Source organism: Cystobacter fuscus, from assembly GCF_002305875.1.
In the GTDB taxonomy this organism is placed as follows: domain Bacteria; phylum Myxococcota; class Myxococcia; order Myxococcales; family Myxococcaceae; genus Cystobacter; species Cystobacter fuscus_A.
Map to the genome: position 1 here is coordinate 7,103,975 of NZ_CP022098.1, position 17,963 is coordinate 7,121,937.

The window sequence follows — 17,963 nt, forward strand, 5'->3', positions numbered from 1 at the left end:
GGGAAGGGGGCACCCGATGGTCGACGTGGTGCGCAGGCGCGAGCTCGTACCGGTGGAGGATGGTACGCGGCTGGAACTGGAGGTCTTCGAGCAGGTGGAGGAAAGGAAGGCACCGGTTCTCCTGTGCCTGCCAGCGATGGGAGTCCCGGCGAGGTACTACGAGCCGTTCGCGCTCGAGTTGCACCGGCGGGGTTTCCACGTCGTCACGAGCGACCTGCGCGGGCACGGGGCGAGCTCCGTACGAGTGGGCCGGGGGACGGACTTCGGCTACTACGAGATGGTGGCGCGAGACCTGAAGGCGGTGGTGCGGGCGGTGCGCGCTGCCTTCCAGGACAGCCCGCTGTTCCTGCTGGGGCACAGCCTGGGTGGGCAGCTCGGCTCGCTCTACCTGGGCCTGGAGGGTGAGGGAATACGAGGGCTCGTCCTCGTGGCGGCCTCTTCGGTGTACTACCGGAACTACGGGGCGCTGGGCGGTGTGAAGGTGCTGCTCGGCACGCAGCTCGCGGCGGTCATCGCCACGGTGTGGGGGTACTTCCCGGGGCGGAGGCTACGGTTCGCGGACAACGAGTCGACCCGGGTGATGCGGGACTGGGCGCGCCAGGCGAGGAGGGGGCGCTACGTGCTCTCCGGGGCCGCGCAGGACTTCGAGGCGCTGCTCGCCCGGGTGGAGCGGCCGGTGCTGGCCATCTCGGTGGAGGGGGATTCGCTGGCGCCACCGGCCGCGGTGGAGCACCTGTACGGGAAGATGCCTCGGGCCCGGGTGGTGCGGTGGCACTTCACGCGGTCCGATGCCGGGGGAGCGCACCTGGATCACTTCCGCTGGGTACGCCACGGTGCTTCCGTGGCGGCGCGCATCGCGGGATGGGTGGGAGAGGTGCTCGCGGGAGAGATAGGCTCCGGCCAAGACCCGCAAAGAGGTGAAACATGAGCGCAGTCCGTCTGGGCCGACGTTCGTCATCTTCGATTCTCTTCCTATCGCTCTCTGTCGTGGGCATGCTCGCTGGCTGCAGTTCGCCGTCGGAGGGCCCGTCTGACGGGACTCCTCCACCCGATGAAGGGACTCCGCCTTCGTTCACCTGGGGCACCGGCACGGACACCGGCACGCTCGCGGGCGACGTGTGGACTCCTGGGCGTGACGCGACGGGACTCGTGAACGCGGCGTCGTGGGCGCTCGTCCCCAAGGGGCGGTGGATCGAGGTCGCCGGAACACCGCTCACCTCGCTGGACGCGGAGGTCAAGGCGGCGCTTCCTGGCTTCCGGGATCTCGGCTCCGGGGGGATCGCCGCGGTCATCAACGCCTACTCCGGCGTGGCGGTCGACGCGCCTCGCGCCCGCTGGTGGGCCTTCGGCGGCGGACACGCCGACAGCTCCAACAACGGCCTCTACCGCTTCGACATGGCGAAGATGCGCTGGAGCATCGAGCAGCTCCCCGACAACCCAGCGAACTGGACGAAGGTCGTCTATGGGAACACGTACAGCTCCTACCCGCCCGCCGGGGAGTACTCCAAGGCCCACCCGGACAGCGACGTCTACTCGGATGAGTTCTTCGATCCGGACCGGCCCGCCGCGTCGACCGGCCACCCGGTGGCCCGCCACACGTACAACGGGCTCGTCTACAACCCGGACCTCCAGGAAGTGGCCTTTGGCGTCCGGCGGATGTGGCGCTACAGCCTGACCACCCACACCTGGAAGCGCCACAACCCCTTCAACACCCCGGGGGCCACCTACGACGGCGCGACGGGATACGGCGGCGCGGCCGGCTGGACGTTCTGGGACGAGGTGAAACACCGCTACCTCTTTGGTCCCACGGAGAACTACAACTATTCGAGGTGGTGGTCCTTCGACACCGACGACCAGTCCTGGAACTGGGAGGTCATCACGCCCCCCGCGTGGCATTTCGCCCAGATGGCCAGGGTCGAGCGCAAGCTGGTGAGCTTCCCCTACCCGGACTCGCAACACCAGACCTTCCCTCCGCGACTGGTCACGGTCGACATGGACACGGGCAAGTGGGAGTTCCTGGAGCTGGAGCACGACCTCGAGCTGTCACGCGTCTACACCCAGGACTTCGAGGGGATGATCTTCACCTACGTGCCACCGCTCAATCGCTACATCGCCGCGTTCCCGTACGACCGCGACGGCGATGGGCGCTTCGAGTACCGGACCTTCGAGGTCGACCCGACGACCCACAAGCTCAGCGAGGCGCCGCGGTGGGAGGCCGGCGCCTTCGGCGGGTGGCACGATCTCGTCAAGAACCGCTTCTTCTACCTGGCGACGCACGACGCCCTCGTCTACGTGCGCAAGGGAGAAGAGAACCTGCGCGTGTTCCGGCTTCCCTGAGCCAGCACCGCCTTCACACCGCCGGCTCCCAGGGGCCGGCGGGCAGGCGCGGGCGGAGGCGTGACTCCGCCCGCGGCCCCCTCCCCCCGTGGCTCAGATGTTGATGCTCTGGGGAATGGCCGAGGGCAGGAGCGTCGCGTAGGGCGTGCGCCCTCCCACGGTATTGGCCGCCTGGATGTGCTTCTGGATGGACTGCAATGCGCGCTGGAACTTGCCCAGCACCAGGAGCGCCCGGGGATCGGACAGCTGGCCCCCGTACTGACCGAGCACCGTGTAATAGACATTGCCCAGGCCCGCCAACACCGCCTGCTGGAGGATGGACTGGTTGAGCGGCGGCAGCAGATCCAACAACTGCGTCGCCTCGGCGCCCGAAGTGGCCGGGCCCGGGAACGGTGCATAGCCGGCGAGCGGGATGGCCGGCGTGTAGCTCATGGCGGTGCGCTGCGGGAAGTTCACCGCCGCGTGCTCCACGCTCGCGGTGAAGATGATCTGGGTGAGCAGCTTGCGCAGGTAGTCGAGCGTGGAGATGCACGGCGTCCCATCGGGCCCCCCCTCGCCGATGTCCTGCAGGTGCCCGGCGCTCACCAGTTCCTGCACCCAGGCTTGCAGCTCGTAGTCGCCCACCACGTCCGCTTCCCCGGAGTAGTAGATCGCGGTGTAATCCGACACCCAACCATGGATGGCATTCCAGAGGGCCAGCGCATCATCACGGTAGGGGTAGTCGGGCAGTTCCTCCGGTGAGCCGATGCCCTGACGGGCGAGCTTCTCGGGGAAGAACGACTCGTTGTAGCGCACCGCCTTCACGGCGTTGGCGGCCACCTGGTTGGACGAGTCGATGGTACCCGCCAGGAGCTTGTCCACCGGCCCTCCCGGGGTGATGAGCGAGGTCGCCGCGCTGTAATTGATGAACAGCGTGCCCGCGAAGTGAGGGGTGAGCAGGACGTAGAGCGGATGCTGTGGATCCAACTGCCGCTCGGTGGCGAGCACGAACGGCTCGGTGAGCAGGTGCGTGAGCCCCAGGTGGCTGATGAGCTCGTGGTAGTTGCCGTCCGCGATGTTGACGCACGTCTTGGCGAGCGTCCACGCGAGCCCTCCGTCCGGGTAGAAGACGGGGCTGCTCGCGTCCTGACCGATCTGGATGGACACGGGGCGCAGCGAGCCCCGGCTCCCTCCCAGACGCGGCACATAGAAGAGGGCCTTGGGCGCGAACACATACTTCTGCTGGGGCGTGGTGCCCGGCACCAGTTGCGTGAGCGCCTTGTAGTCCACGAGGTAGAAGTGCCCGGCGTCCACGGCCTGCTCGCGCGTCCACCCCGTCTCTCCCGTGATGCGCTGGAACAGCGCGTCCGAGGGCAGCAGTTGCGAGAGATCCGCGAGGGTCGCCCGCTGGAGGATGCCCGCGTTGGGGCCGGCGACACGCAGCGCGGCGAACTCCTCGTCCGTGAGGAACACGCCCGCGGTCCACGGCAGCACCACCTTGCGGAACTGTGCGTCGTAGTCCTGCAGATCCGTGGCGCGCCCGTAGAGGCCCGCCTTCGTCAGCACGAAGTCGAGCACGGACTTGACCAGCTGGGACAGCCAGGACTCGATGCTCTTGGCATCCTGCCCGGGAGTCTTGTCGAGCATCGGCGCCCCCGCGAGAGCGGGTGTGTCGAGCACCCCGTTGCCACCCGGCGGAAGCGTGACCTTGCGTGCATGCGCGTTCTGGGCGAGCCCCGCCAGATCCTTGCGCGCATCGCTCAGCTGGGCCTGGAAGGCCAGGATGTCGCGCTTGTCGAACTCCCGGTTCTTCAGCGAGGCGTCGAACACGCTCGCCTCCGGGGGGGCCGCCTTGGTGTAGATGGCGGCCGTGGTCGCGCTCGATTTCCCCTGGCCGAGCTCGACGGGGATCTCCACGTCGAAGCTGAAGAGGTTGGGCAGCAGCGCATCCACGAAGTTCTCCCCCAGCAGGATGGCCGTCTCGGCGATCTGGATGGCCCAGTTGAGCGAGATGTCCACGGGGACGGGCGCCGCCGCCATGGGCAGCCCGGCGACGATGGCCGGGTAGTCGTACACGTACTGGGTCTGCTTCTGGGCCAGGATTCGCGCTCGGCTCGCGCGGTTGTCCGGGGTGTCGTTCTGCGGCAACGTGGGAGGAGAGGACAGGCTCATGGACAGCTCCCTGGAAGGGTGGAAGGTGGCAGACCCCTTCTAATCCCACCCAGCCAATCTGTGAACCCATCCGCACTCCGGGTCTTCAGACTACGCCTTCCGGAGCCCCACGACTTCTCCGTAGCCGCCGGGAATGAAGAAGTCGTTCAGCTCCATGCCCATGATCCGCAGCGCGGTGGCGACGGCATCCGCGGATCGAGGCACGCGCCTGGAGGGCTGGCCGCTCTCCTCGACGATGTCCACCGGGACGCCGAGCCCGCGCGGGGTGTACGAGCCCACCTGCCGGTTGGCCGCCACGTTGCCGCCCGCGAAGCAGACCGAGGTATAGGGGTGGTGGTCATCCGGCAGGACGTAGCTGCCATCGCTCGCGCGGTAGGCCCAGCTCCGGCCGAATTCACTCATCACCAGCACCAGCGTGTCATCCAGCAGCGTCTTGCCCGGCTTGCCCGGAGCCGGCGAGTTCTTGAGCTCGCCCAGGAAGCGCGCCACGCAGTCCATCAGTCCGCGGCCGTGCGCGCAGCTGAAGCCATGGCCCTGGGCGTTGTGGGTGTCGAAGTCGAGCTGCAGCGAGACGTGCACCGAGGTGCAGAGATCCGACTTGAGCAGGCGCAGCGCGAGATCCATCCGGGGGTCGAGCCCGGTGAGGTGGAAGTTCGCGTTACCGAAGGTGTACGTGAACGACTCGTTCAGGTAGCTCGACAGGTAGGCGGGACGGTTCGTCTTCAGCTTGTCGATGCCCTTGGTGCCCTCCAGCACGGACACGACATCCGTGGCGAGCACGCGAGAGACCGAAGACAGCGAGCCATGCAGGCCTTCGAGGTAGTTGTCCACCTTCGCCGTCGAGCGGCGCAGCAGTTGCTGGGCGCGCGTGAGCGAGAAGCGCTCCACCGTGGTCGTCTTCAGGGAGCTCCCGGTGGGCTGGCCGTGCGCGTCCAGCTCGGGGCCTTCGGTGCGCGCATCCAGCCCCTTCCACCAGGCATTGTCCGAGGGCTTCGCGGAGAGCATCGGCTTGAGCGCTTCGACGGACGGAACGCGCACGGGCGAGGCGTGCGAGGGCAGCCCCATCCCCTGCGGTGTGCCGCGGTCACCGGAGACGACCACGAACGGCAGCGGCCTGCTCTCGCGGTACTTCTCGTACAGGTGATTGGCGATCACCGAATGAACGGCGGGCGCCCGGTAGTCCGCACCGGCCACCCCGCACATCGCGGAGATGAACGCACTCGCGTGGTCGTTGGTGCCCTGGTCGATGCCATGCAGCACGCTCAGTTGCTCATGCAGCGCGAAGTGCGAGAAGCCGTACATGAGCGGGCTGTAGCTGCCACGCGCCGCGGGATCCGCGGGGTTCCACGACCGCCAGGTCCGCAGCGGTTTGTAGGGGCCGTTGGCGGGCGCGAGGTTCACCAGTTGGCTCGCCTCGAAGTAGGTGGGCTCGCTGTTGAAGCCCGCGGGCGCTGGGATGCAGAGCGGAACGTCCGCGTCTTCCAGCGGGGTGAAGCAGTACACCGGCCGGTAACCCCCGGGGATGTAGAGCACCGCGAGCCGCGAGGGCGCGTCGTTGTCCGCGGCGTGCGCGGTGCTCGAACCGAGGAGTCCCGCGCGCTCGAGCAGCGCGAACTGTCCGGCTCCCAGAGCCCACTTGAGCAAGGTGCGGCGAGAAGTGTTCGTCATGGTGTCCTCGGCTCAGTAGGTCAGCCACAGCGGGTGACGGACGAGCGCCGCGCAGACGCCAATCCAGGCCAGGCGCGTGTTCTGCGCCTCGAGCGGGAGATAGATCTGCTCGTACAGCGCCTTCGCTTCCTCTTCCGAGGGCGGCTGTCCGAGCATGCGCAGGTAGAGCGCGCGCAGGTTCTTCTGCACCGCGTCCGGGTTGTTGGTGGAGGTGTTGGTGAGCGTCACGTAGCGCAACACCGCCTTGTTGCCCGCCTTGTCCACCGCACGCGAACACCAGGCCTGCGACATCTGGACCAGCGCCTGCGCGGCGGAGGGACCGAAGCTCACGTCCCGCTTGCGGTACATGAGCGGGTTGCCGCCTCCGAGGGCCTCGAACCGCTCGCCGGTGCGGGAGTCGGAGATGTACTGGCCCGAGATGCCGGGCGACCAATCCCCGGGCCACACGAAGAACCTGCCGCCATTGACGATGTACGCGCTGTTGCGCCAGTTGGGATCGCTGGTGCTGACGAAGTCCTCGAGCGTGAGTCCGAGCTGATCCATCAAGCTCACGACCATCTCCTCGGCCGTCAGCCGGCGGACGTTGAACTCCCCCGGAGCCGGAGCCTCCAACTGCGCGGGCGGAGGTGGCAGATCGCGGATCCAGGCCTCCACCTGCTCGAGGCTCAGCGTGACACGGCCGCTGGTGACGAGTTCATTGTAGGTCTCGCCCAGCGGCATCTGGGGATAGCTTCCGGGGGCGACGCCCTTGAGCAGCTGGATCAACACGCTGTTCTCGGGATCCCCACGCTTGACGTACTTCTCGTTGTACACGAGCCCGCTCTCGAACGCGCTGAGCGAGGCGAAGAACGGCTTGTTGCCGGTGAGGTGGCAGCCCTGGCACGCGGGCGCGAGCGCGAGGCGGACCTCGTCGTTCTTGTTCACGGCCTCGCACTTGTCGCCGTCCGTGGGCTTCGGGCAGCCCCCCATGGTGAGGCCGAGGAGGATCAGCGCGGCGGCTCCCAGCCATGTACGCCATGTTCTCATCACAGGCCCCTCCGCAACTCGGACTGCTCGAAAAGGTAGCGCAGGAAGGGCCGGAGCTTGCGGTCGCGTGCAACGAACTCCCTGGCGAGCTTGTCGATGAAGACCTTCTCGGTGGCCGGATTCAGCTCCCGGCCGATGAACATCGCGTAGAGCCTGCGCGAGGCGCAGCGATCGAACTCGCCGGAGCGCACCAGGAGCTTGGCGAACCCGAGCGGGCCCATGGTGCCATCGCCATGCTCACCGAGCAGCGTGTACGTCTCGGGCATCGTGTCGAGCATCACCGCTTCCGGATTGGCGGTGAGCTGCGCGGGGGTGACCGGCGTCAACACGGTGTTGGGGAGGAACGCGTTCCTCCAGCGATTTCCCGGCGTGGTGCCGCTGTGCGGATACTGCCCGGACAGCCACTCCTTGGTGATGCGGTAGCGGCCCATGCCCGGGATGAAGGGCCAGGGGACGTAGTAGCTCGGGGTCGGATTGAAGTCCCAGCGCTTGAAGAAGATCGCCGCGGGATCGAGCGTCTTGTGGCAGTGCTGGCACGTTCCGCCGGTCGCGGGATCGGTCTCGAGGGGAGGAAAGTGCACGTCCGCGGGGGGCGGCGAGAAGCTCTGGCAGGCGAACATCTCCAGGAAGCGCGCGGCCCGGACGCGCTCGCGCGGGAACGAGGACATCGCGCCCATCATGGTGAGCACCCCGGCGGTGGGCAGGCCCTGGGGCGCGTCCTTGGTGGTGCGCGGATCGAAGCGGTAGGTGCGATCGAGACTGCCGGAGCGCTCCCGGCCGTTGGAGAGCGCGAGGTGGAAGGGCTCCAGTTCCTCGACCACGAACTCGCGCCACGCCTGCGGATCATTCGGTGTCGGGTGCATCGGGTCACGCGGTGCGTTGCCCACGTTCGGGCGCCACCACGTGGTGTTCGCGTCCACCGCGCTGCTGCCCATCTGCCGGCCCAGGCGCACGTACAGCGCGCGCAGCCAGTTGGTTCCCACCGAGTAGTTGCCAAGGACGAGGTCCGAGAGCGGCCGGTCGTGCCACGCCAGGTGCGCGAAGAGGCGCGCGGGCTCCTCGTAGGGGTGGCGGCGTTGGACGTTGAGATCGGTGACGCTCAGGGTGTTCAAGCCGACGAGCGGCGCGCACCACACCAGGTTGGGCCCGCAGCCGCACCCCGAGGGCAGCACGGGATCATAGTAGCCACCGTAGGCCACGCCACAGTCGACCGTCTTCCCCTGGGAATCGATGATCTGGGTGACGGAGGAGCCGGCCTTGCCGAGCACCTCGACGGTCGTTCCCGGCGCCCACCAGGGCTCGATCGCATGCACCTCGGGCGTCGCGGGATTGCCGTTTCCATCCTGGTTCGTGCACTGCTTGCCCGAGCCGTCCTGCTGCTGGAACTCGTTCGCGTGGTAGTACGCGCCCGGGTGCTGGGTGTTGCTGGGGCACCTGTGGAGGTGGCCCGACATGTCGCCCTGGTACGCGTCACCGGCGGCGCCAGCGGTGTACGCGCCCACCGCGAGCCACTCGTGGCCATAGCGCAGCATGCGCTCGTAGAACTTCGGCGACGCGAGCGCATCCTCGAGCGCCGAGCGCAGGATGGTTTCCCGCGCTTCCGGTGTGGCCGCGTCCACCATCGCCTCGTACTGCTCGACGGTGGGCGTGGTCCCCGTGAGCCCGAGCATGACGCGCCGCAAGATCCGCGTCGCGCTCATCTGGTCGTTGAGATTCTGGGGCTCTTCAGGCGCCTCGGGGCCACATTGCTGGGCGTACGCCTCGCTCCCGAGGAATCCTGACATGGCGAACAGCACGGTCAGAATGGCCACGCGCTTCCGATGCAAGTGCCAGTGCATCCTCGGGAGCATACCGAGCGGCGTGTTTCGCTGCAAAAGGATTAACCGGCAGGGGATGTATTTCGTGCTCAAGCCGAAATCCTGAGCAACGACCCCCGCGGCCCCGGCGGCAGCCGGCAGGAGGCTCCCATCCCCCCAAATGGTGCTGGCGACGTCGTGGTGGGCGCTCAGGGGGAACCCGCGCAGCTCGGCTGGCCCTGCACCCTCAAGATCACCTCGGCCGCTGTGAAGCGAAACCGGAAGCGGACACAGCCCCCTATGAGGTGAGAGTACAGACAAAACCTAGCAGCTCTGCCCCCTCACAGCATCGAAGGGCACACTCCCGATCATCGCTCTCCACTGCTGTTTCACCCGAGCCAACCAGTCGGTCAACCAGGCGGCCTGCCTCATCCACCGCGAGGCCACCATCCTCCGAGAGCAAGTGAACCAGAGATTCCCGACTCGCGTTGGGTCTCAGGCCAGTGAAATAGATCTTCGGTCCCTTCACGGCAGCATATAGTCCGATACCTGCACCGAGTTCGCGCACCCGTTTCGCGACCATTTCATTGGAGACCTCGACCATCTCCACTGGCCGAGCGACAATAGAATCCACGATCCGCTTGGAAACACCAAGCGATAGCTTGAGTTCACGACGAAGAAGATGAACGAGATCCACCGAGCGCGGATCGTCCTTCCAGCCCGAGAATACGAGTTGAATGGCGCTCATTTCACCCTGACTCGAATTGGACGAGGCGTGTGACCGGGGCGCGCTCCGGTCGTTCGCGTCGCACCTTGAATGATGACTTCGCTTGCACCACGTGATCGCCCGAACTCACGGATAATCTCACCCATTTCCATCAAACCGCTTGTTCCCGCGCCCTGACCTTGAATATGGGTCTGATCAAGCGTGATCGTCCCCCCACTGGCTTCGATGTTGCCCATGATTCGAATTTCGCCATTCTCGCCTTCCGCAACGATCTCAATCACCCCTTCCCCTTCCGTGACCTCAGTAATCCTCGATCCAGTCTTCGCATCTTCCTGCTCCTTGGTGTTCTCATTGAACAGCGACGTGAACGATTCCGTTTCAGGTACGGGCTTCGTTTCAGGCGCGGGCCTCACTTTCTCGGGATCGCCCCAGCTCAGCTCATACGCATCCAGGGCCTCTTTGATGGCGAAGCCCACCACGACAACGCCCGCCACAATTACAGCCCCCACGACGATCTCCGGCGCCGCGAGGACGCAGACGCCAAGCCCCATGGCCGCGGCACCCGCAGAGGCAACGGCGCATCGTCCCGTGAGGTCGTGAAACTCGATCCGGTCATGGTCGAGGGCATGAAAGCATCGCTCCGCCAGCACGGGCCAGGTCTCGGAAGCCGATTGGACGGCGCACCGCCCCCCGTCCGTCCAGGGCAGCGTCGCCGCTCGCTGGAGATTGACGAGCCGCGGGTCTCGGGCCGATGGCTCTCTGGGGCTCGGCGCTGACGTAGCGCAGGCGGAGAGATAGAACAGAAGTGCGATGCACGCGCGGAAACGCATGGCCACGTCCTCCAATCGAGTCAGGACCTGAAAGATCCTGGTGGGTCCGTTCGGAGTATGCTGGCGCGCCCCTCCAGGGGGGTAGAGGTGCACACGGGGGAACGGCGTGGGACGGGACGGGAGGAATCAGGCACCAGTTTAAGTCAATTGACTTTTTCAGTCATTCGACTTAATCCCCCTCGCATGGGGTTGAGAAAGGTTCTGGTGCGCGGGTGAGTCCGAGCAAATCCGACCGGGGCGGTGAGACACGCGAATTGCTCCTCGTCACCGCGGAGCGGCTGTTCGCCGAGCACGGCGTGGAGGCGGTCTCCAACCGTCAGGTGAGCGAGGCGGCCGGCCAGTCGAACAACTTCGCCGTCGGCTACCACTTCGGCTCCAAGGAGGACCTCGTGGTGGCGATCGTGCGCCGACACTCCGAGTCCATCGAACGGCGGCGTACCGAGATGCTCGCGGAGATCGCCGGCTCGCCCGACCTGCGCGACTGGGCGTCCTGCCTCGTGCGGCCGATCACCGAGCACCTCGCCTCGCTGGGCAGCCCCTCCTGGTACGCGCGGTTCGTCGCCCAGGTGACCACCCATCCCTCCTTCCGGGAGTTGGTGACAAACGAGGCGCTCTCCTCGCGATCGATGCAGCAAAACGTCGAGGGCATGTTCCGGCTGGTTCCGCGGCTCCCCGAGGAGGTGCAGCAGGAGCGTGGCTACATGAGCCGGTTGATGATCGTGCACATGTGCGCCGAGCGCGAGCGCGCGCTGCACGAGGGCACCACCCCGCCCGGCTCGACGTGGGAGTCCACCGCGGCCGGACTGGTCGACGCGCTCGTCGGAGTGTGGCTGGCCCCTGTCACCGCCCGGCGGTGAGAGTGAACCCGAAACCCATCATGCAGTGCGCAGTCCGCATCAAGTCGTTGTCCTGAACCCTCCTCCACGGGAACTCCTCCATGAAGAAACTCGAAGGCAAGGTCTCCATCGTCACGGGCGCGGCCTCGGGCCTGGGCCGCTCCATCGCCCGGCTCTTCGCCGCCGAAGGCAGCCGCGTGGTCGCCACCGACATCAACCCGGCGGGGCTCGAGTCCCTGGCCGGAGAAATCCGGGACGCGGGCGGAGTCGTGACGCCGCTGCGCGTCGACATCTCCCAGCAGGCGGACCTCGACAAGATGTTCGAGACGACCCTGAGCACCCACGGCACCCTGGACATCCTGGTGAACAACGCGGGCGTCATGGATGACTTCAGCCCGGTGGGCGACGTGACGGACGCGATGTGGGAGCGCCTCATGAGCATCAACCTGACGGCGCCCTTCCGCGCCATGAGGAGCGCCCTGCGCATCATGGTCGAGAAGAAGACGGGCAACATCATCAACATCGCGTCCGTGGGCGGCCTGCAGGGCGCGCGCGCTGGAGCCGCCTACACCGCGAGCAAGCACGCGGTGATTGGCCTCACCAAGAACACCGGGTTCTTCTACGCCAAGGCCGGCATCCGCTGTAACGCCATCGCTCCCGGAGGCATGATGACCAACATCGCCGCCGGCCTGGACATGAGCAAGGTGCCCGCGGCGGTGATGGAGCGGATGGGGCCCGGCCTGGCGCTCAATGTCCGCAACTCCCACCCGGACGAGGTGGCCCGGGTCGCCTTGTTCCTCGCCTCGGACGAGTCGTCCTTCGTCAACGGCACGGTCGTGACGGCGGACGGAGGCTGGAGCGCCTACTGAGGCAGCGCGGGCAGGTAGCCGCGCACCAGCTCCAACAGGGCGCGAGCCACCTCGTGCTTGGTGCCGGACAGCGCGTGCTCGCCCCCGTCCCGGGTGAGCACCGTCACCTGGTTGGTGTCCACGCCGAAGCCCGCGCCCGGCGCGGTGACGTCATTGGCCACGATGGCGTCCAGCCCCTTGCGCTGGAGCTTCTCGCGCGCGTACTCCACCACCCGCTGCGTCTCCGCCGCGAAGCCCACCAGCGCGGGCCTCCGCGCCCGCCCCGCCACCCGCCGCGAGGCCTCGGCGAGCACGTCCGGCGTGCGCACCAGCGTCAGCGTCTCCGGCCCCTCGGTCTTCTTCACCTTGTGCTCCGCGCGCGTCTGGGGCTTCCAGTCGCTCACCGCCGCGGACGCGATGAAGAGGTCCACGTCCTCCACCCGGGCGAGCACCTCGCGCGCCATGTCCTCCGCGCCCACCACGTCCACCACCTCCAGGCCCGCCCGCGCCACCTCCCCCACCGGACCGAGCACCACCGTGACGTGCGCCCCGAGGCTCCGCGCCGCCTGCGCCACCGCCATCCCCATCTTCCCCGTCGAGGGGTTGGAGATGAAGCGCACCGGATCCAGGTACTCGCGCGTGGGCCCCGCGGTGAGCAGCACCCGCCGGCCCGCGAGCGGCCCCGGAGCGAAGAGGGCCTTGGCCGCCGCGACGATGTCCCCCACCTCGGCGAGCCGGCCCGCGCCCACGTCTCCGCACGCGAGCATTCCCGCGCCAGGGCCCACGAAGTGGAAGCGCGGCGAGGCGCGCAGCGCGGCGAGGTTCTCCTGGGTCCGCTCGTTGTCCCACATGGCCACGTTCATCGCGGGCGCGAGCAGCACCGGTCCCCGGAAGGCGAGCAGCGACGTGGTCACCGCGTCGCCGCCGAGTCCCGCGCGGATGCGCGCCATCAGGTCCGCCGTCGCCGGGGCCACCACGTACAGGTCCGCCCAGCGCGCCAGGTCCAGGTGGCCGAAGTTGCCCTCCTGGGAGGGATCGAAATAGTCCGTGAGCACCGGGTGGCCGCTGAGCGCCTGGAAGGTGAGCGGCGTGACGAACTGCTGGGCCGCCTCCGTCATGGCCACGCGCACCTGGGCCCCGGCGCGTCCCAGCTCGCGCACCAGCTCGCACGCCTTGTAAGCCGCGATGCCGCCGCCCACTCCGACGATCACCCGGCGCCCCTGCAATGCCGACGCGTTCATGCCGCGTTCCTTACGCGTCACGGCCCGGGCTCGCAACCTTTCGGTGACCCCAAGGGCCCCCACCCGGGCCATGCTCATTTTCGTTGTCGACCAAACACATCGAGGCATAGCCTGCTCCATGGCCAAGAACATCAATCCCAAGCAAAAAGAAATCGAACGTTTGTTCAAAGCGGCGGCAAGTCACGAAGAAACACTTCTCGATCTCGATGAAGATGATCCCGAGCTGGACGGCATCCTCGAGGACCTCGAAATCGTTTTCAGGGAAATCATCAAACTCGATCCGAAAAACATCGAAGCCCTGACTCGCCTGGGTGAGTTCTTCCTGGAGCGCGGAGGAGCTGAAGACGAAGCCTTGATTCATCTGGAGCAAGCGCTTCAGCTCGATCCCAAGAACAAGAAACTTCAAAAGCTCATCAAGAACGCCAAGGCGGCCCTGGACTGAACGGACTCCGCCTGAAGTCCGCCCGCCCCGCGCCTCCGTGGCGCCAGAGGACTCAGCGCGTGGCAGTAGGGGCTCGCCGGTTCAGCAGCTCATCCCGGAGGGGCACGACCTGGGTGGTGGACAGGTCCACGGGCGTCTTGAAGTCCGAGGCCAGGCTCTGTTGACGCAGTTGCTCCAGGTGTTTGAGCAACCGGACCCGCCGCTCCGTCTTCGCCGGATGGGGCGTGGAGAGCCCTCCCCGCTCCGGCAGCTTCGCCAGGAAGGACACGTACTCGTCGGGCGCGTAGCCGGCCGCCGCCATGAGCTCCACCGCCTGGAGATCCGCGGCGAACTCGTCCTCCTGCCGGAAGCCCTGGCGGTTGATGCGCTCGATGAAGCCCCGGGTGACGGCGCGGATGAACTCCCGGCCCGACTGGTCGAAGTCGAAGCCCTTGACCTTGCTGCCCGCCCGCGCGAAGGCCTCTCGCAAGGTACTCGCCGGAAGCGCCTGGGACAGGTTCTGGAACTGCTGTCCCAGCCGCTGCCCGGCATTGGAGACCACCTGCGCCGTCGCCTCCTGGTAGGCGCTCCCCTCCTCGACCTTCGCCGAGTTCTCGCACTGGCCCACGAGATAGTCCTGGTACTCGTCCAGGGCGTGCTTGCCCGTGATGTGGGCGATCTCATGCGCCAGCACGCCCGCGAGCTGGGCCTCGTTGTCCAGCCGCGCGAGCAACCCCTCGGACACGAAGACGTAGCCTCCCGGGCCGCTCACCGCGTTGACGCCCTCGGACTGGAGCACGCCGAACACCCAGGGCAGATGTGGCCGGCTGGATTGAGCCGCGAGGTTCCTGCCTATCTTGTTGAGTTGCACATGCAGCGCCTCGGCATCGCCCTGGGTGGTCAGGCCCCCGCCCTCGCTCACCCACTGGGCGCTCACCGCGTCTCCAAACGAGCGCTCCTCCTCGAAGGTGATGACCCGCTCGCGCAGGGCCTCGCACTCCTGGCGCATCTCGCTCGCGCGGAGTTTCGCCTGCTGGTCCGCCTGGATGAAGCGGGTGCAGGAGCCAAAGCCGCACAGCGGCAGACAGACGGCGACGAGCATCAGGTGGCGGCGCATCACTTCTTCCCCTTGCGCTTCTTGTTCTGGGTCTTGGCCGGCCGCGGCGGAGTCACCTGGCCCGAGCCCACCACCTCGGGCAGCCCGGCCGCACGGGCGTACGCGGCCACGTCGGCGTCCCGCACCTCACTGGCCAGCTCGGACAGGTGGATGAGTTGTTGGACGCTCTCGGCGTGCTCCAGCGTCTTGCCGAACTCGATGGTGCCGGGGCCGATCGCCTTGATGGCCGCGCCCGAGGACGCGAAGGCCTCGGGGGACAGGGGCTTGCGCGGATCCTTGCTGAGGACCTCCAGCGCGGGAGGTGAGGAGGAGAGGTTGGCCTGGTAGATGAAGCCCTGGAGCGAGCCCTGGTCGGCCGCCACCGACACGCGGTGCCAGGGCGTGGAGCCCTCGCGTCCGAGGTAGCTCACCGGATGGCCCGGTTGCAGCACCCGGAGGGTGTCCGCGGTGGGACTGCCCGAGGCCTTCAGGTGGGTGTTCTTCGCCTTGACGTACAGCGTGCGAGCGGGCTCGTCGGCCAGGGCCGGGCCGCCGAGGGACAGACCCACCAGGGCCAGCCAGAAGGAGAGTCGTTGGGGCCTCACGTCACTTCTCCAGGTTCGTCACGCCCTCGAAGGGCATGGCAGGGGGATGGGACACATGATGCGCGCAGCGCGCGAGGAGCGCCCGGCTGGGGCCATCCTCCGGGTCCGCCGCGAGCGCCGCCTCCAGCACGCGCATCGCCGGCTCGAAGCAGGCGGCGCGGTAGAGCGCGAGCGCCTCGGCGTAGCGCTCCACGGTGGCGCGCCGGGCCGCGGGCAACGCGCCCTTGCGCGCGAGCAATTCGTAGAGGGTGACCACCTCCGCCTTGCCCGCCACCCGTACCCGATCCAGCTCGCGCGCCTCGATGTGCTCGCGCGCCAGGGCGTAGGTGCGCGGGCCGATGAGGATGACCGTGTCGTACGCCTTGTTGGCGCCCTCCAGCCGGGCGGCCAGGTTCATCCCATCGCCGATGGCGGTGTAGTCCAGCAGGTGCTCGCTGCCGAAGTTGCCCACGAACATCTCCGCGGAGTTGAGACCCATACGGGTGTAGACGTCGGGCAGGCCCTCCTGGCGCAGCTCGGCGCGCAGGGCGTCCACCTCGTCGCGCACGGCGAGCGCCGCGTGGCAGGCGCGCACCGCGTGGTCCGCCATGTCCAGGGGAGCGCCGAAGAGGCACACCACCGCGTCGCCGATGTACTTGTCCAGGCAGGCCCCGTGCGCCATGAGCACCGAGCTCACACGGGTGAGGTAGCGGTTGAGCAGCGCCACCAGGGCCCGGGGATCGTCCTTGAAGCGCTCGCTGAAGGTGGAGAAGCCGCGGATGTCGGAGAAGAAGGCGGTGATCTCCCGCGTCTCTCCTTCCAACGAGGGCAGCCGCTGCTGCTCGACGAGCTGATCCACCAGCGTCTTGTCCAGGAAGCGGTTGAAGGCCTGACGCAGCCGCTCGCGCTCGCGGTTGGCGAACATGTGGTTGAAGGCCACCGACGCCAGGGAGGCGAACACGCCCGCGTAGATGGGCATGGCGCTGAGCACATGCACCCGTCCGTGCTCGAGGAACATGCCGGTGAAGAGGAAGAAGCCGAAGCTGAGCGCCAGCGGCCAGACGATCTCCAGGAGGGGCGAGCGCGCGAGCGTGAGCAGCGCCACGGACAGGAGCGCCACGGCGCAGGTGAGCAGCAGCGACAGCGCGAAGGGCGCCTGGGTGATGAAGCCCCCGGACAGCAGCGCCTCGAGCACCACCGCCTGCTTGACGAGCCCGGGTGCCTCGCTCTGGAAGGGAGTCGCCTTCACGTCGCCGGTGCCCACCGACAAGCCGCCCACGACGATCACCTTGTCGCGGAACGTGCCCTCGGGGAGCACGGGGACGAAGGGCGTGCCCCGCTCGCGATGCTCCCGGCGGCGCGCCCAGTCCTCCAGCACCGCGTAGACGCTGATCGCCTGGAAGCGCTCCTGCCACGGGCCGCCGAAGTCCAGCTCCGCCGTGCCGTCCAGGTTGATGGGCAGCTCCCGGGCGCCGACGCGCAGCCGGCCCGGCGCGAGCTCCACCCGCTCGGCGCCGAGGAGATCCACCGCCGCGGCCAGCGGCAGCGTGGCGTACGTGTTCGCCCCGTCCGAGTACGCGAAGCGCGTGCGGCGCAGCTTCCCGTCCGTGTCCTCCTCCATCGCCACGAGCCCGAAGCCCGGCACGGTGGGCACCAGCATGGGCAGGGGCGGCACGGGGTGCAGCGGGAGTCGGGGTCCAGTGCCCCCCGGCTTCTGGATCAGCGCGGGCAGGACGAGGCCGGGATGATCCACGGGAAGCGCGAGCGCCCGCGCCACGTCCTCGGGGGCGAGCGGTGGAGGCTCTTGCGGCTCGGCGAAGGGATCCGGGGCCAGCTCGGCCACGGGGAGCGAGGGAGGCGGGCCCTCGCGGGCGGGAAGCCGGGGGAAGCGGTTGACGGGCTCCACCCGGGGCAGGGACGGCTGGCCCGCGTTGACGGTGAAGCCCAGGGTGAGCGAAATGCCGCGCTCCTCCAGGACCTGGACCAGCGCCAGGTCGTTGCTCTCGTCGGTGCCCCGCTCGTCCATCACCCCGTCGAAGACGATGGCGCGGGCCCCCTCGTCCATGAGGTGCTCGAAGACGCGGGCCCACAGGTTGCGCGAGTACGGATAGACGCCGTAGTTGCGCACGTAGCGCGCGTTGTCGCGGATGCCCTGCAACGTCCGATCGTCGATGCCGACGATGAGCACGTCCCGCGAGCGCGCATGGCCCCGGGTGAAGAAGGTGAGTCCCTGATCATAGGCGGCGAGCTCGGCGTCATGAATCCGCAGCCAGCCGTGGCGTTGGCAGAGCGCCGCGCCCACGGTGGCGAGCGCCGTCACCAGCAGGATGAACTTCCAGCGGTTGCGCAGCCGCAGGGCATGGACGCGCGAGAGGGGCGGGCGCATGCCACCGACGCTAGCA

Annotated in this window: 15 protein-coding genes; 5 read left to right on the forward strand and 10 right to left on the reverse strand. The window is 67.9% G+C overall.

Going from position 1 to position 17,963, the window contains the following annotated elements; genetic code table 11:
* The first annotated feature begins 16 nt into the window (after positions 1–16).
* The gene (locus CYFUS_RS28925) at positions 17–928 is read left to right on the forward strand and encodes an alpha/beta fold hydrolase (protein WP_095988165.1); all 912 of its coding nucleotides are present in this window, start codon (positions 17–19) and stop codon (positions 926–928) included.
* Positions 925–2,337, forward strand: coding sequence for a hypothetical protein (locus tag CYFUS_RS28930; RefSeq protein ID WP_095988166.1), 1,413 nt, complete (start codon positions 925–927; stop codon positions 2,335–2,337). Before CYFUS_RS28925 ends, CYFUS_RS28930 begins: the two co-directional genes overlap by 4 nt.
* A 93-nt stretch (positions 2,338–2,430) precedes the next feature.
* Here the strand turns inward: CYFUS_RS28930 and CYFUS_RS28935 are convergent, their stop codons facing one another.
* The 6 genes from CYFUS_RS28935 to CYFUS_RS54640 form a co-directional block, all read right to left on the reverse strand.
* Entirely contained in the window at positions 2,431–4,488 is a 2,058-nt protein-coding gene (locus CYFUS_RS28935) for a lipoxygenase family protein (RefSeq protein WP_095988167.1), read from the reverse strand.
* A gap of 90 nt (positions 4,489–4,578) precedes the next feature.
* Positions 4,579–6,156, reverse strand: a complete 1,578-nt coding sequence (locus CYFUS_RS51870) for a DUF1501 domain-containing protein (protein WP_198316147.1) — start codon at positions 6,154–6,156, stop codon at positions 4,579–4,581.
* Positions 6,157–6,168: 12 nt separating this feature from the next.
* Positions 6,169–7,182, reverse strand: a complete 1,014-nt coding sequence (locus CYFUS_RS28945; protein ID WP_095988168.1) for a hypothetical protein — start codon at positions 7,180–7,182, stop codon at positions 6,169–6,171.
* Complete coding sequence (locus CYFUS_RS28950; RefSeq protein ID WP_232536869.1) at positions 7,182–9,008, reverse strand: DUF1549 domain-containing protein; 1,827 nt, start codon at positions 9,006–9,008, stop codon at positions 7,182–7,184. The genes CYFUS_RS28945 and CYFUS_RS28950 overlap by 1 nt, the downstream gene beginning before the upstream one ends.
* Before the next feature lie 268 nt (positions 9,009–9,276).
* The gene (locus tag CYFUS_RS50990) at positions 9,277–9,726 is read right to left on the reverse strand and encodes a hypothetical protein (protein WP_157758716.1); all 450 of its coding nucleotides are present in this window, start codon (positions 9,724–9,726) and stop codon (positions 9,277–9,279) included.
* A complete protein-coding gene (locus tag CYFUS_RS54640) occupies positions 9,723–10,355 on the reverse strand; it encodes a hypothetical protein (RefSeq protein ID WP_420042656.1) in 633 nt (210 codons plus the stop codon). The genes CYFUS_RS50990 and CYFUS_RS54640 overlap by 4 nt, the downstream gene beginning before the upstream one ends.
* 392 nt (positions 10,356–10,747) lie before the next feature.
* Between CYFUS_RS54640 and CYFUS_RS28960 the strand changes: the two genes are divergently transcribed.
* Both CYFUS_RS28960 and CYFUS_RS28965 read left to right on the forward strand, forming a co-directional pair.
* Positions 10,748–11,392, forward strand: a complete 645-nt coding sequence (locus CYFUS_RS28960; RefSeq protein ID WP_095988170.1) for a TetR/AcrR family transcriptional regulator — start codon at positions 10,748–10,750, stop codon at positions 11,390–11,392.
* An 80-nt stretch (positions 11,393–11,472) separates the two neighbouring features.
* Positions 11,473–12,240 (forward strand): SDR family oxidoreductase, encoded by a 768-nt coding sequence (locus CYFUS_RS28965; RefSeq protein ID WP_095988171.1) that lies wholly within the window; start codon positions 11,473–11,475, stop codon positions 12,238–12,240.
* Here the strand turns inward: CYFUS_RS28965 and coaBC are convergent.
* The gene (gene coaBC / locus CYFUS_RS28970) at positions 12,234–13,460 is read right to left on the reverse strand and encodes a bifunctional phosphopantothenoylcysteine decarboxylase/phosphopantothenate--cysteine ligase CoaBC (protein WP_095988172.1); all 1,227 of its coding nucleotides are present in this window, start codon (positions 13,458–13,460) and stop codon (positions 12,234–12,236) included. The two genes, CYFUS_RS28965 and coaBC, sit on opposite strands and share 7 nt — an antisense overlap.
* A 118-nt stretch (positions 13,461–13,578) precedes the next feature.
* Between coaBC and CYFUS_RS28975 the strand changes: the two genes are divergently transcribed.
* Positions 13,579–13,902 (forward strand): hypothetical protein, encoded by a 324-nt coding sequence (locus CYFUS_RS28975; RefSeq protein ID WP_095988173.1) that lies wholly within the window; start codon positions 13,579–13,581, stop codon positions 13,900–13,902.
* Positions 13,903–13,954: 52 nt separating this feature from the next.
* Here CYFUS_RS28975 and CYFUS_RS28980 read toward each other — a convergent pair whose 3' ends face one another.
* Genes CYFUS_RS28980 through CYFUS_RS28990 form a run of 3 tightly spaced genes read right to left on the reverse strand, consistent with a single transcriptional unit; the run spans position 13,955 to position 17,947 of the window.
* Positions 13,955–14,998, reverse strand: a complete 1,044-nt coding sequence (locus CYFUS_RS28980; RefSeq protein ID WP_157758717.1) for a M48 family metalloprotease — start codon at positions 14,996–14,998, stop codon at positions 13,955–13,957.
* Positions 14,998–15,582 (reverse strand): hypothetical protein, encoded by a 585-nt coding sequence (locus CYFUS_RS28985; protein ID WP_095988174.1) that lies wholly within the window; start codon positions 15,580–15,582, stop codon positions 14,998–15,000. The genes CYFUS_RS28980 and CYFUS_RS28985 overlap by 1 nt, the downstream gene beginning before the upstream one ends.
* 1 nt (position 15,583) lies before the next feature.
* Complete coding sequence (locus CYFUS_RS28990; protein WP_095988175.1) at positions 15,584–17,947, reverse strand: adenylate/guanylate cyclase domain-containing protein; 2,364 nt, start codon at positions 17,945–17,947, stop codon at positions 15,584–15,586.
* Positions 17,948–17,963: the final 16 nt, after the last annotated feature.